Genomic DNA, 13,626 nt, shown 5'->3' with positions numbered 1-13,626 from the left:
GCCACAGGAAGAAACACACTTCCGCACGCGCCCCCTCCCCGCTGACGTGAGTACCGAAGGGCCGCGCCGCGTCGAGGTCTACCCGGACCGCGAGGTCGTCGTCGAGTTCGACCCCGACCTCACTTTCGAGTGCGTCGACGACTGCACCTGGTGCTGTCATCACGGCGTATTGCTGTACGACCGCGACCTCGTAGAGCTCGCCCAGCGAGCGAACCTCGCCGAGAACACGACCGAGTTTCGCGGCGAGAAGTTCGTCACTCGCGAGGGGAAAGATCGCGAGGACCACGTCGGCGAGGACGGTTCCGCGTGTGCCTTCCTCCGGGAGGACGGCCTCTGCTCGCTGCATCTCGAGGAAGACTGGAAGCCGACGCGGTGTTCGGTCTTTCCACTCGGCGTCTGGCTCGAGGACGACGGGCTCCACGTCGACATCCGCGACTCGGCCCACGAGCACTGCGAGGGGTTGAACGTGAGCGAACGCAGCGTTATCGACAACCTCGAGGCGTTCTTGCCGGAATTACTCTGGGACCTCGAGAATCCGGATTCCGACCGAAAACTGTAGCGGGAGAAACACCTTTGCCGATCGGCTGACTGTCGCTGTTGGCGTCGCTTGTCGCCGATTTCGTGAGGACTGGATTTTGTGTCGTGTGTTACCACGGCTTACCAACAATTTAAATCATTCCCGAGCGTAGGTAAGCTGTGACAGAAAACTCCGGGCGACGGAACCTCCGTATGCCCAACAACGACGAAGTATTCGCCGTCGTCACCGAACACCTCGGTGGCAACCACGTGCAACTCCGCTGTGCAGACGGCGAAGAGCGTCTCGGTCGAATTCCCGGCCGAATGAAGTATCGGACCTGGATCGAGCAAGACGACATCGTCGTTGCCGAACCCTGGGACTGGCAAGACGAGAAAGCGACCATCGAGTGGCGCTACACCAGCCAGGACGCCGACCAGCTTCGGCGTGAAGGCCACATCGAATAACGCCAGTGCGGGTGCCGTTGTCGTAGTCGAGTGCGTTCTCTCGTCTAACTGACCGTTATTTTGGCAGCGAACGCGTTCCTCGTACGGGTTGCTGTAACGACTTCCAGCACGACCGTGCCACGGGGCGTCATCACGCCGAACTACTTATGACGGACCGTCTCAGTCCCTGACTCTCCTGTCCCCGATCTCTAACCAAATTACGGCAATATTCAATTATATTTACAACCATATGAAACTATAAGATAATTTTATTTCCAACGGAAACAACCAATGGAATGCAATGTCCGCGAAAGACAGCATGGAAGATTACCTCGCACAGAACCCACGAATGATCGGCGCGCTGTTTACCCTGCTGCTCCTGCTGAGTCAGGCCGGCACGGTGGTGGCCGGAAGTTCGACGCAGGTTGGTCCGTAAGTTCGTTTCACTTTTCTACGCCGATTACGTCTGACGCCGACCCGAACCGATCGAGCGGCCGCAACCGGTTCCAACGACCTGAGTCCGGACCGTTCACGACTGCAGTCCCAACGTTCCATCAGTCGAGCGGCCCCAACGTGTTGGGGAAGCCTATTCGGCATTGTTCACCCAGGTCGAACGCATGAACGTCGAACGGACGAGAGCGATCGGAACCGGACGGACGGTGGTTCGTAGTAACGTGAGGACGCGATGGGTGTTCACCGAATGATCGAATCGGGCGCAGACGTGTGGGTCGCCGACCCGACGCTCTGGATACACGTCTTCGCGGGAGTCCTCGCGCTGGCTGCGGGACTCGGTGCGATGGTAACGAAGAAAGGCGGGCGACGACACAACGCCGCCGGGAAGGCGTACGCGATAGCGATGGCCGTCGTCGTCGTCACGGCGGTGCCGCTCGCGATCTGGACCGCAAACTGGTTCCTGTTGGCGATCGCCGTTTTCAGCGGCTATCTCGTCTTCGGCGGCTACCGCGTCATCGCCCGTCGACGGGCTGGATTGACCGGACCGACACTGATCGATTACTCGGGTCACGGATCTATGGTCGCCGTCGGCGGCCTGATGATCGTCTTCGGCGGCTGGCAAACGGTCACCGGTCCGCCCGGACTCGCGCCAGCGCTGGCCGTCTTCGGCGGGATCGGCGCCGGGTTCGCCGTGTTCTCCCTGCTCGAGTTTCGGTCACCACCGGACGAACGCACCCCGTGGATCAACTGGCACCTCGGTTTCATGGGTGGGGCCTACATCGCGACCGTGACCGCCACGATTACGGTCAACCTGACGATGGTCCCGCCGCTGATTCGATGGCTCGGACCAACCGTACTCGGCGTTCCGCTCATCATCTACGCGAGCCGAATGTATCCCCCGCGGTTCGCGCCCGCGGCGTAACTCGAGCCGAGAAGCAGCCGAGACCACGATGCCAAACCCGGACCGTCAGCGACCCACCGAATCCGATCAGCCGTCGATCGCGTCCCGTGCCGCCGCGAGCGTAAACTGTCCTTCGTACAGCGCACTGCCGACGACGACGGCCGCCGCGCCGGCATCGTCGAGCGCACGGACATCCTCGAGGGTGGCGACGCCGCCGCTGGCGATCACCGGGATATCGGTCGCCTCGACGAGGTCGCGGACTGGTTCGGCGGCGACGCCCTCGAGTTTCCCCTCGACGTCGACGTTCGTAAAGAGGATCGCAGCGGCGCCGAGGTCCGCGTAGCGTTCGGCGGCTTCGACGGGTGTGATGCCTGCGCCTTCGGTCCAGCCCTCGACGACGACTTCGCCGTCTTTCGCGTCGAGGCTGACCACGACGCTGTCGGGGTGGGTCTCGCTGATTTCGGCGACGATCTCGGGGTTCTCGACCGCGGCCGTCCCGAGGATGACCCGGTCGACGCCGCGCTCGAGGAGATCACGGGCGTCCTCGGCAGTCCGGATACCGCCGCCAAGTTGCGTCGGCACGTCGACGGTCTCGAGGACGGCGTCGATCGCGTCGCCGTTCTTGCGATTGCCCTCGAACGCGCCGTCTAAATCCACCAGATGCAGTGACTCCGCGCCGGCGTCGATCCAGCGTTGGGCGGCCTCGACGGGGTCGCCGTAGCTCTTCTCGGTACCGCGTTCGCCCTGGACGAGCTGGACGACCTCGCCGTCCTGCAGATCGACCGCCGGTATCACCTCGAACGTCGGGAACTGGCTCATGCGATGTCGGTCGGTGAGTGATCGCGTAAAGCCACCGTTTCACATCCGGCACCACTCGGGATTCGGTCGTATCGTGGAACCAGCCGGGACCAGCTGTCCCGGCGACGAGGGTGGCGAGGACCGCTCGTCTGCTCCGGGAGACCGTTCGATGCCGGTGCAGTGGGCACATCCGGCCAGTCTTGCCGCCGCGAGACGACAACGGAAGGGTTTACCTCCTCGACCCGATTGTCTCGCGCATGAAGGTACTCGTCACGGATCCGATCGCTGATGCGGGTCTGGACGTACTCGAAGACGCCGGCCACGAGGTCGAGACAGGCTACGAACTCGAGGGCGAGGCACTCCTCGAGGCGGTATCGGACGCCCACGGGCTGATCGTCCGCTCCGGGACGGAAGTCACCGAAGACGTACTCGACGCTGCCGAAGATCTCGTCATCGTCGGTCGAGCCGGGATCGGCGTCGACAACATCGATATCGACGCCGCGACCGACCACGGCGTCATCGTCGCCAACGCACCGGAAGGCAACGTCCGCGCCGCCGCCGAACACACCGTCGCGATGACGTTCGCGACCGCGCGCTCGATCCCGCAGGCACACATCCGCCTCAAAGACGGCGAGTGGGCCAAAAGCGACTATCTCGGCGCCGAGCTCGACGACAAGACGCTGGGCGTCGTCGGACTGGGCCGCGTCGGCCAGGAGGTCGCGAAGAAACTCGACTCGCTGGGCATGGATATCGTCGCGTTCGACCCCTACATCTCCGAGGAACGCGCCAGTCGACTCGGCGCCGACCTCGTCGAGTTCGAGGCCTGTCTCGAGGCCGCGGACTTCCTGACGATCCACACGCCGCTGACCCCCGAAACCGAGGGCATGATCGGGGCCGAGGAACTCGACCTCCTCGAGGGCGGCCACCTGATCAACGTCGGTCGCGGCGGCATCGTCCAGGAGGACGCACTCGCTACGAAAGTCGAGGACGGCACCCTCGCGGGTGCGGCGCTGGACGTCTTCGCCGAGGAACCGCTCTCGTCGGACTCGCCGCTGCTCGAGCACGAGGATGTCATCGTCACGCCACACCTCGGCGCGTCGACCGAAGCGGCACAGGAGAACGTCGCGACCTCGACCGCCGAACAGGTCGTCGCCGCGATCAACAACGAACCCGTCGCCAACGCACTGAACGCGCCCTCGATCGACGAGAATGCGTTCCCCCGCGTCGAGCCCTACATCGACATCGCGGAGACGGCCGGCAAGGTCGCCGCACAACTCCTCGAGGGCCGTATCGGGGGCGTCGAGGTCACCTACGAAGGCGACATCGTCGACGAAGATGTCGAGTTCGTCACCGCCAGCGCACTGAAGGGCGTCTTCGAACCCCTCGAGTGGCAGGTCAACGCCGTCAACGCGCCACAGATCGCGGAGGATCGCGGGGTCGAAGTCACCGAATCTAAAACGCGACAGGCCGAGGACTTCCAGAGTCTCGTCTCGGTGACCGTCAGTAACGGCGACGACGAGATCACCGTCGAGGGGACGCTCTTTGCCGGCGACGATCCACGGATCGTCCGCGTCGACGGCTACCGCGTCGACGCCATCCCCCACGGCAAGATGGTCGTCACGCGAAACACGGACGAGCCGGGCGTCATCGGCCTCATCGGCTCCGTGATGGGTAAACACGGCGTCAACATCGCCGGGATGTTCAACGCCCGCGAAGCCCACGGCGGCGAAGCGCTGACGGTCTACAACGTCGACAGTCAGGTGCCTGAAGCGGCCAAAACCGAACTCAACGAGGACGGGCGGATCATCGGCGTCGACTACATCACGCTGAACGGTCAGAACTGAGCGCTATCGACCTCGATCGGCCGCTGGTATCGGGTTGCGAAAGACCGCCAGACTCATTGGTCCTGTCATACGATTTCAATGTATGCTGTCCCCCAACGTCGATCCTCCAGAACGCCAGCCCGAACGCTCACGGCTCGTCGCCGTCGTCGGCTCGATCGGCTACATCGCCGGCGTCTACGTCTTCCTCGTCGCCGCGTTCCTGACACTCGGAATCGCCGTCGCAGCGACCCTCCTGCTGACGGGGACGATGGACGCCCTCGAGGAGTTTCTGACCGGCCCGGGAATGCTCGTCGTGCTTGCGGCCGAGCCGGCGCTGATGGGCGTCGGGACGGTCATCGCCGCAGCGATTTCGTTCTCGCTTGGATGGATTCCAAAGCGAGTCGTCGGGATCGCCGTGCCGACGCACCGACAGCTACTGGTCGGTGCCGGCTCCGTCCTCGTGTTGCTGGTCGTCGCCAGCGGCCTGAGCCTGATCGCTGAGACGGCTGGCGTACCGGCGTCGGAACACACTCTTTTCGAGGAGGATGCGGCCGCATCGTACTATCTGGCACTGATGGTCATTTCGATCCTGCTCATCGGCCCCGTCGAAGAGTTGCTGTTTCGCGGCCTGATACAGAACTACATGCGTCCGGCGTTCGGCTCGATGGGTGCCATCGTCACGACGTCGGTGTTGTTCGCCGCCATCCACATCCTGGCGTATCTTACCGGCCCCATCTCGACGGCGCTGGTCTCGCTTGTCGTCGTCTTCGTACTCTCGTTGGTTCTGGGCGCGATCTACGAACGCTACCGAAACATCGTGTTGGTCATGCTGATCCACGGGGTCTACAACGCCGTCCTCTTTGGCTTCCAGTTGTTGTAGTTGTTGTAGTTGCAGTTGTTGCTGTCGTTGCTGTCGTCCGATCGCTCACTCGAGTCGCAGTGGGCCGACACCGTCGTTCCAGCGGAGTTCGTCGGCGAGTAACACCGGATATTCGGTCCAAGTCAGATACTCCTGGAGGGAGTCGGCGTCGACGGTCGACGCCGATATCGCGCCGGGTGTGATGTGTCTGTCAGTTACCGATTCCAGCGTCGATTCGGTCACCGAGCCGAGTTTGAACTCCTTAGTCGAGTACGAACGAACGCCAAAACCGTACTCGTCGCCGGTGCCTTCCTCGAGGTCGACCACCATTGGTGCACCCCCATCGGACTGGGCGATATCCGCGGAGCCGTCCCCGACGATGAGATACTGCTCGGTAAGCGGCGACTGTTCTCGAGCGATCTCGAGGGCACCCCGAAGCGGGAAGCCACGATTGAGCAGTCGAGCCATCGTCTCGCCGGCTTCGATCGCGTCTTCGTTGATGACATCGGCGTAGGTACTGACGCCGCCGAACGCCCCACGGCGGGTCAGTGCTAACCCCTGTTCGTAGGACCGACAGGCGTTGAGAAAGAAGACGCCGACATCGACCGACTCGAGCGTTCTGACGTCGAGGTCGTCGTCCGGACAGCGGATGCCGTCTTCGGTCGCGTGGCCGATGTAGTGGACGAAGTCGTAGCTGCCCTCGGTCAGCAGCGTCGCGAGGCGCTCGGTGTCGACGCCAAACTCCGAGTGAATCTCGAACGGAAGCACGTCTCGATTCCCATAGGCTTCGTCTAGCAGGTCGTGTTCGTCGATCATCCGGGCATCGTTACAGACCAGCAGGATGTCGATCGATTCGCTTCGTTCGTCGCGGTCGAGTTGATTGCGGTAGGCTTCGATCGTTGCTTTCGATGCCTCCTGTGGGATGGCAGCGCCGAACCAGGCGTGTTCGACCGATTCGTCGGTGACGGCGGGCACGACGAACGGCGTCTCCGAACGGTCTATCGACGCCGTTCGGACGCCAGTCCCTGACCGCACGAGTTGTGACTCCGTGCTCTCGGGCTGAGACACCGTCGCCGGTCGGTAGCCACGCGCTTCCCGAATGATCCCCAACTCGTTGACGATGTATGGCACGAGTTCGACGCTGTTTGGATCGGCCGGAAGGTGGGCGGTCAGGGGCCACCGCGGAAGAAACGGCTCGAGACGTTCGTAGGGTACCTCGAGATACTGCGCGATCCGCTCGGACAGCGACGCGTCGTAGACCGCTGGGAGATCGAATGGGAGGTCGGCCTCGAGCGCCGACCGTTCGGCGATATCGTACTGAAAGACGCCCTCGGTTCTGACCAGACAATCGAGGAAGAAACACCGCTGGAGCAGTCGAGCGACATCATCTTCCAGTGAGCCCGTCGTCGTCAGTGACTGCTCGAAGTGGGGGGTTTCTACTCGCGGTTCGGCACCCGGTTGGATCGTTGCCCCGAGGAAGAACGCAAGCGGTGCCACCTGATAGACCGAGAGCCGATCGGACGGGACGACGAGTTCGATCTCGCTTTCTCTCCCCGCGATCGAGTCGGGTATCTCGAGGCGGTCGCCGAGTTCGATCAGCGGCGGATGGCCACGCAGCGTCGGCCACGTTCGCTCGGGTGAGGTCGTTTTCAGCGCCGAGGGAATCGCGGAAATCGCCTCCATCATTGAGTCGGGATCCGGCGATGTCGTGATCGTCTCGACCGGGCGGTCGTGTAACGACCTGGCGCCGAGTTCGATCGTCGGCGCCCGATCGAACGAGAGCCGAATCGAGGTGAGTCCGACGTCGATCTGGCCAGCCGTCTCGATCCGACAGTAGAGTTTGATCGGGCCGCTCAACCCGACGAACTGTGGCCGCTCCTCGAGTGTGGCCGTTTCACCGGTATCGAGGCTGGCTTCGGTCCGTCCCGTCTCGTCGTGGACGGTCACGGAACACAACTGATCGAGGACGAGTTTGCTGGTTTCGAAACGACAAGCGGTATCCAGCGGGAAGCAAAACGGCTCCGTGTCGGCCGATTCCGCACTGATAGCGCCTGCGGTCTCGAGGCACAGTCGCCGTTGCTCGATCGAGTCGTGAATCTCGAGCCCGGGCGGGTCGCTCGTCTCCTCGAGGGTGATCGTCATGGTGCGTCGACGGCTACCTCTCTGTTTCGTGTGTACCACCAAAAATGGTCGTATCGGCTCATCGTGTGACTCTCTCGTCCAGAGCGTACTACGGCGATGGCTCGGTGTCGACGGCCGAACTGAGCGAGCGGAAGACGACCGACGGAAATCGCGCCTCGACGGTGCTCGGTCGACGGCCGTTGCCAGTCTGTTGTAACGTCACTCGCTCGAGGATACCCCGGTCGGCAAGCTCGTACAGGAACCGTGTAACCGTCCCCGTCGTCAGCGACGACCGGTCGGCGATCTCGTCGGCGACCTCGCGAATCGGCCGATCCGCCCGTTCGATCGCGACTAATTTTCCAAGCACCTGCTGGCGCGTCTCGGGCAGTGCAAGGGGGCGAGCGACGTGGACACCGTCGTCGGGGACGGCTGCTACCGCCTGATCGACGTGGCTCTCGTCGATCCGATCGGCACCCCCGGCGTCGGCACTCACGGCCGCCGTAAACAGCGCCGCCAGCGCGTCGTGGGCGTTGCCCTCGGCCCACATCGCGAGTTCCCGAATCGTCTCGTGTTCGACCGTTCCCGCCGCCAGCCCGGTCGAGACGCGGTCCGTGAGCACGTCGACGAGTTCGTGCTCGCGATAGGCGGGTACTCGAACCGTCGTCCCGCTCCAGTCGTCGGGCTCGCCGCGGCCGACGGCGACGGTCGAAACGCTGTCTCCGACCGGCTCGAGGAGGTCACACACGCGATCGTAGCCGAGCGTCTCGGGTTCGTCGTGGTGGTCGATCGCGACGACCGCCCGGCGACCGTGGCGCTCGAGACGGCTCGCGAGTCGTGTCTCGAGATCGCCGGTTCCGATGCCGCTTTCGGGAACGGGATCCGTCGAGAGCACCGATAGAACCGCCCGGTAGAACGCAAAGGCACTCTCGACGCGCCGGCCGTCGACCGTGACGAACCAGGTCACGGGCTCGGTTCGACCCGCTCGCGTCGTCGTGCCGATCGACCGACTCGGCGCGCCAAACCGATCGTTCAACGCGTCGAACAGCGCCGTGACGATCGCAGACGTCCCCGACCCTGCCGGCCCGACGACGGTGACCGGCTCGGGTAACCCGCCGTCGAACACCGCCTCGAGGGCGTCGAGTAGCTGCTCGAAGATGGAGTCCCGACCGATCGGGTCCTGTCGGTGGACGACCGGACTCAACTGCTCCCGGTCGACGACGATCCCACCGTGTTGATGGGCAGACTGTCGCCTGGCGATTCGATCGCGAACGTTCATGCCGCTCCGGCGTCACCGACGAGCGCGGCCTCGAGTATCTCGAGGGTATGGGTGATCTCGTAGCCGGTTCCGTGTCCCATCTGCATCGAGCAGGTCGGACACTCGGTCAGCCCCTGCTCGGCCTCGGCTCCCTCCATGTGTTCGAACATTGCTGCCCCGATCTTCATCGATGTTTCGTAATTCTCGGCCTTCCAGCCGTAGGTGCCGGAAATGCCCGAACAGGAGTCGCCGACATCCTCGGCCTCGACGCCGTCGATCGCCTCGAGCACGTCGACCGTCTGGCCGTCCAGTCCCTGGTTACGGGCGTGGCAGGGCGCGTGATAGGCAAACTCGTCGTACTCGTCGCCCTCGAGTGAGGCGTCCGCGAGTTCGGCCTCGAGATCTTCGTGGACCCGTAGGTACTCGAGGGCGTCCCAGGTGTTGGCGGCGACCTCGGCGGTGCCCTCGAAGTCGAACAGTTCGGGGTACTCCTGACGGATCGACATCGAACAGGAGCTACAGGAGGCGACGATATCGGCGCCATCTTCGAGCGCGGCGGCGAGTTCGGCGACGTTGGTCTCGGCCGCTCGACGGGCGTCCTCGAGCATGCCGTTTGCGAACATCGGCGTCCCCGAACAGTCCTGCTCGGGGATCATGATCTCGTAGCCGAAGTGCTCGTAGACGCGCACGAGTGCTTTCGCGACCTCGGGCGTGTTGTAGTTGGCGTAGCAGCCGTGGAAGTACGCAATTTGCTTCGCCTCGCTCTCTACTGCTGGCCCACCTCGCTCTGTCCACCACTCCCGAAAGGTCTCCGTCGCGAAGTCGGGTAACTCCCGCTCGCTCGTGATACCGAGGGTCTTCTCGCCGAGCCACTGCGTGACCGACAGTCCCATCACGAAGTTGGCCGTCCGGGGGAACGTCGCCGCGAGCGGGGCGAGCCGTCGATAGTTCGCGAGCAGCCGGTTGCGGAGGTACTCCCTCGAGAATCTGCTCATGCGCTCTTCGATGTACTCCCCGCGAGCCGTGTTGTGCATCTGCGAGAGCGGGACCTCGGAGGGACAAGCGCTATCACAGCGCATACAGTTCGAGCACTTCATCACCGACTCGTCGACATCGTGGTCGTCCTGACGCTTCAGACGCCACTGCTCGGGGCCCTGGAACTTCGGCCCGGGAAACTCGTCGTCGACCTCGGCGACGGGACAGTTCGTGTCGCAGGTCGAGCACTTGTAACAGTTGTCCGCGCCCGGCCGGAGGTCCATCGCTTCGGCCTCTGGGAATACCTGAATCGGTTCGAACTCGTCGCTCGAGCGGTCCTCGGTCGCGCCGTCGTCTGGTGGGTGGTCTGTCTCGCTCATCGAATCACCGCCGTGCTCGCACGCCGACCCGCGACGTAGCCCGTCGCGAGCGAGACGCCCGATCCGGACTTTTCAGCTGCAAAATCGTAGCCGCCAAGCACCGCTCCCGCCGCCCGCAGGTTCGAAAACGTCGGCCTCGAGTCGGTCTCGAGCGGTCGAAGCTCGCGGTCGACGTCCAGCCCGAAGCGGGCGTAGGGCTGGTCGCCGAAGACGCCGTCGACGAACCAGTCGTATCGATCCTCGGGGTGGGGGACGTGACAGTCGAAGATCGGTTCGCGAACCCCCTCGCGGTCCGAGCGGACGCCCTTGCCGACCAGGCCGCCCGTCGCGAGGACGTACTGGTCGGCGCGGTGGGGAACCTCGGCGCCGTTGCGGTCGACGACGACGTGGTCGATGCGCCCGCGCGCTGGGTCGTCGCTCGTTTTTGCCGCCGAAGGGTCGGCTGGCGTGTCGCTTGACCCTCGAGGATCGACCTCGTAGTCGACCACCGGCACCCCCGACGTGACTCGGACACCCGCATCCTCGAGAGCGTCGTACAGCAGGTCCGAGAGGCGCATCCCGGGCAGGCTCGGCGGGCCCATCGGGACCTCGAAGACGTCGACGCCGAGACCCTCGCCGAGCGCAGTGCGGACCTCGTCGGCTCGCTCGTCGCCCAGGATCGCGGGGAAGCCGACGCGGGGTTCGCCCTCGAGGTGCTCGTCGACGCTCTCGGCGAGTGCGTCGCGGGCCCCCACCGTCGCCGCGCTGTCGTCGACCGAGACGGCTTCGTCGCGCTCGAGCAGGTGGGCGTAGCGGGTTACCTTCGCGTCGTCGCGCTCGATTCCGGGGAACGAGAGGGTAACACCGCGTGCGTCGAAGGGGACGCCGGCGGCTGCGAGATGGCTCGCGGCCAGTGGGCCGTCGAAGTCGGGCAGCGTCTCGAAGCCCACGAGCAGGGCGTCTCGGTTGTCACTGGCCAGCCCCGCGGCCGTCGCGGTCGGGTAGCGTGCGGTCGGTTTGACCGTGCCGCCGTGGGTCGGGACGAGCGCGTTGGCATCGGTGTGATCGCCGACGTAGGCGTCGCCAGCCACCTCGTCGAAGAACGCGAGGGCCTCCCGAACGGCCTCGCTGCCGACGCGCTCGTAGGGGTGGCCCGTCGGAAGCCCCTCGAGCGCCTCGAAGGGGTCGACGAGCGGACCGTCGCCGTCGGGCGCGTACCCGAGCACGTCGATCAGCCCGCTGGCCTGGCGCAGCGTCGACTGTTTGTACGTGACGAGTCGAACCCGAACGTCGCGCTCGGCCGCGGCGAGGGCTGCCATCGCCCCCGCGAGGCCGCCGCCGATCACAAGCACGTCGTCGGAAATCGCCACCTCAGCGCACCTCCCCGTCGTCGAAGGCTCCGTACTCGAGCGACCCATCGCTCGCCGCGGGGTCGCGGTCCCGATTCATGGTCGTCGCGTGCAACGCGTAGGTGACCATCGCCTGGGAGAGTTGCTCGCCCCAGAGGGCGTGGCGCTGGCCCTTCCAGCGCTCCTGAAACAGTTCGTCGAGCGCCGACCGCGCCGTCGCCTCGTCGTACTCGGGGTGGAGTTCGGTCGCCAGCAGTTGCGAGCAAAAGCCGCCCTGACAGTTGCCCATCGAGGCCCGCGTGCGGATGCGGACGGCGTTTAAGTCGGTGCCCGACTGCTGGATGGCGTCCCGCACTTCGGCGCGGGTGACGCCCTCGCAGGCACAGAGCACGGGGTTCGCGTCGTCGGTCTCGAGGACGTCGCTCGCCCGGCTCCCCAGTCGCTGTTTGCTCCGGCGGGCGACCGGCGAGCGCAGCCCGAACTCGTCCATACCGTCCTCGAGGACGGCGAGGTTCTCGCTGCCGGGCAGGGGTTCCTCGGCGGTCGCACAGGTCGCGTCGACGCCGAGTTTCCCACAGACGTGGTCGCTGATCTCCTCGGCCATCGCGCGGTAGGTGGTGAACTTCCCGCCGACGATACTCGACAGCCCCGAGACGCCGTCGCGCTCGGCGTGATCGAGCAAGAAGAAGTCCCGCGTGATATCGGTGGGATCCTGCGTGGCGGTCCCCGGCGGTTCGTACAGCGGGCGGACGCCCCAGAACGAGCGGATCGTTCGGGCCTCCTCGAGAATCGGAACGAGGTCCGCGAGGGTGTCGATCACCTGATCGACCTCCCACTGCGCCTCGGGGTAGTCGTCGGGATCCGAGACTTCCTCGTCCGTGGTGCCGAGGATGGCGGTCGTCTCGTGGGGGACGACGATGTCGGCGTCGCCTTTCGGCCGACAGCGATTGATCACGGTGTCGACCTGCCGGACGTTCATGATCGTCATCACGCCCTTGGAGGGCCGCACCGCGACCTCAAGGTCGGCCATCGCCGCGATCTGGCCGGCCCACGCGCCCGTCGCGTTGACGACGTACTCTGCGGTGATCTCCTCGGTCGAACCGGGCGCTGCGTGTCGGCGTTTGCCCGGTCCGGAGTCGTGACGTACGTCGACGCCGTAGACATCCGCGCCGTCACGCAGGAGGTCGATCACCTCGGCGTGGGTCTCGATGCGCGCGCCGTGGGCCTCGGCGTCGACGGCGTTGGCCACACAGAGTCGGAAGGGGTCGACCGCACCGTCGGGGACCTCGATCGCGCGCTCGATATCCGGTGTGAGATAGGGTTCGATCTCGCGGGCCTCCCGTCCGGAGAGCACCCGGGCCGGAATGTTACAGTCGCGACAGCCCTCGAGTTTTTCTCGGAAGTAGTCGTCCGAATCGTCGGGTAGCTGGACGAACAGGCCGCCGGTCTCTTCGACGCAGTGGCCCGCGATGTCCCGGAGAATCTCGTTTTCCTCGATACACTCCGTCGCACTCGCCTGATCGGAGACGGCGTAGCGCCCGCCGCTGTGGAGGAGGCCGTGCATGCGGCCGGTCGTCCCGTCGGTCAGATTGCCCCGTTCGACGAGCGTCACCTCGAGACCGCGCATCGCCAGATCGCGGGCGATGCCACAGCCGGTCGAGCCGCCGCCGAGTACGAGGACCTCGGTGTCCGTTGCCATCCCGTTACCGGTACCTCGGTCCCACCATCCTTTATTTTATCGCCGGCGGAGCAACACCCATAAGAAATCACGGA

12 protein-coding genes are annotated in these 13,626 nt (G+C 64.8%); 6 read left to right on the top strand and 6 right to left on the bottom strand.

The genetic code is table 11. The annotated features are described in order from the left end of the window. Positions 1-46: 46 nt before the first annotated feature. From D8Y22_RS08175 to D8Y22_RS08165, 4 genes are all read left to right on the top strand, one after another. Positions 47-559 (top strand): YkgJ family cysteine cluster protein, encoded by a 513-nt coding sequence (locus D8Y22_RS08175; RefSeq protein ID WP_141464493.1) that lies wholly within the window; start codon positions 47-49, stop codon positions 557-559. Positions 560-696: 137 nt separating this feature from the next. After that, positions 697-981, top strand: coding sequence for a translation initiation factor eIF-1A (locus D8Y22_RS08170; protein WP_141464223.1), 285 nt, complete (start codon positions 697-699; stop codon positions 979-981). A 280-nt stretch (positions 982-1,261) separates the two neighbouring features. Further along, complete coding sequence (locus tag D8Y22_RS23130; RefSeq protein WP_281282384.1) at positions 1,262-1,396, top strand: DUF7503 family protein; 135 nt, start codon at positions 1,262-1,264, stop codon at positions 1,394-1,396. A 264-nt stretch (positions 1,397-1,660) separates the two neighbouring features. Beyond that, positions 1,661-2,335: a hypothetical protein gene (locus D8Y22_RS08165; protein WP_141464222.1), complete on the top strand. Its 675-nt coding sequence runs from the start codon at positions 1,661-1,663 to the stop codon at positions 2,333-2,335. Positions 2,336-2,401: 66 nt separating this feature from the next. On the opposite strand, the gene hisA is transcribed toward D8Y22_RS08165, so the two are convergent. Further along, positions 2,402-3,133 carry a 1-(5-phosphoribosyl)-5-[(5-phosphoribosylamino)methylideneamino]imidazole-4-carboxamide isomerase gene (gene hisA / locus D8Y22_RS08160; RefSeq protein ID WP_141464221.1) on the bottom strand — a complete coding sequence of 244 codons (732 nt, stop codon included), beginning with the start codon at positions 3,131-3,133 and terminating at the stop codon, positions 2,402-2,404. 236 nt (positions 3,134-3,369) lie between these two features. On the opposite strand from hisA, the gene serA reads away from it, so the two are divergent. Continuing rightward, positions 3,370-4,956: a phosphoglycerate dehydrogenase gene (gene serA, locus D8Y22_RS08155; RefSeq protein ID WP_141464220.1), complete on the top strand. Its 1,587-nt coding sequence runs from the start codon at positions 3,370-3,372 to the stop codon at positions 4,954-4,956. Between the two features lie 82 nt (positions 4,957-5,038). Next, a complete protein-coding gene (locus D8Y22_RS08150; RefSeq protein ID WP_141464219.1) occupies positions 5,039-5,815 on the top strand; it encodes a CPBP family intramembrane glutamic endopeptidase in 777 nt (258 codons plus the stop codon). A gap of 45 nt (positions 5,816-5,860) precedes the next feature. Here D8Y22_RS08150 and D8Y22_RS08145 read toward each other — a convergent pair whose 3' ends face one another. The 5 genes from D8Y22_RS08145 to glpA all read right to left on the bottom strand — a co-directional run bounded on the left by D8Y22_RS08145 (position 5,861) and on the right by glpA (position 13,552). After that, the gene (locus D8Y22_RS08145) at positions 5,861-7,936 is read right to left on the bottom strand and encodes a hypothetical protein (protein WP_141464218.1); all 2,076 of its coding nucleotides are present in this window, start codon (positions 7,934-7,936) and stop codon (positions 5,861-5,863) included. Positions 7,937-8,024: 88 nt separating this feature from the next. Next, positions 8,025-9,191 carry a Cdc6/Cdc18 family protein gene (locus tag D8Y22_RS08140; RefSeq protein WP_141464217.1) on the bottom strand — a complete coding sequence of 389 codons (1,167 nt, stop codon included), beginning with the start codon at positions 9,189-9,191 and terminating at the stop codon, positions 8,025-8,027. Next, positions 9,188-10,525, bottom strand: a complete 1,338-nt coding sequence (locus tag D8Y22_RS08135) for an anaerobic glycerol-3-phosphate dehydrogenase subunit C (RefSeq protein ID WP_141464216.1) — start codon at positions 10,523-10,525, stop codon at positions 9,188-9,190. Before D8Y22_RS08135 ends, D8Y22_RS08140 begins: the two co-directional genes overlap by 4 nt. Further along, positions 10,522-11,874: a glycerol-3-phosphate dehydrogenase subunit GlpB gene (gene glpB / locus D8Y22_RS08130; protein WP_141464215.1), complete on the bottom strand. Its 1,353-nt coding sequence runs from the start codon at positions 11,872-11,874 to the stop codon at positions 10,522-10,524. Before glpB ends, D8Y22_RS08135 begins: the two co-directional genes overlap by 4 nt. Before the next feature lies 1 nt (position 11,875). After that, on the bottom strand, positions 11,876-13,552 hold the full coding sequence (gene glpA, locus D8Y22_RS08125) for an anaerobic glycerol-3-phosphate dehydrogenase subunit GlpA (RefSeq protein WP_141464214.1): 1,677 nt from the start codon (positions 13,550-13,552) through the stop codon (positions 11,876-11,878). Positions 13,553-13,626: the final 74 nt, after the last annotated feature.

Origin of the sequence: Salinadaptatus halalkaliphilus (assembly GCF_006543045.1) — an archaeon.
Classification (GTDB): domain Archaea; phylum Halobacteriota; class Halobacteria; order Halobacteriales; family Natrialbaceae; genus Salinadaptatus; species Salinadaptatus halalkaliphilus.
Note: the sequence above shows the minus strand (reverse complement) of the source record. Positions and strands in the feature narration are given on the sequence as shown.

Coding starts and splice junctions, on each gene's coding strand:
- D8Y22_RS08165 (WP_141464222.1), top strand. CDS start 1,661: ATGATCGAATCGGGCGCAGACGTGTGGGTCGCCGACCCGACGCTCTGG.
- D8Y22_RS08145 (WP_141464218.1), bottom strand. CDS start 7,936: ATGACGATCACCCTCGAGGAGACGAGCGACCCGCCCGGGCTCGAGATT.
- D8Y22_RS08140 (WP_141464217.1), bottom strand. CDS start 9,191: ATGAACGTTCGCGATCGAATCGCCAGGCGACAGTCTGCCCATCAACAC.
- D8Y22_RS08150 (WP_141464219.1), top strand. CDS start 5,039: ATGCTGTCCCCCAACGTCGATCCTCCAGAACGCCAGCCCGAACGCTCA.
- hisA (WP_141464221.1), bottom strand. CDS start 3,133: ATGAGCCAGTTCCCGACGTTCGAGGTGATACCGGCGGTCGATCTGCAG.
- serA (WP_141464220.1), top strand. CDS start 3,370: ATGAAGGTACTCGTCACGGATCCGATCGCTGATGCGGGTCTGGACGTA.
- glpA (WP_141464214.1), bottom strand. CDS start 13,552: ATGGCAACGGACACCGAGGTCCTCGTACTCGGCGGCGGCTCGACCGGC.
- D8Y22_RS08135 (WP_141464216.1), bottom strand. CDS start 10,525: ATGAGCGAGACAGACCACCCACCAGACGACGGCGCGACCGAGGACCGC.
- D8Y22_RS23130 (WP_281282384.1), top strand. CDS start 1,262: ATGTCCGCGAAAGACAGCATGGAAGATTACCTCGCACAGAACCCACGA.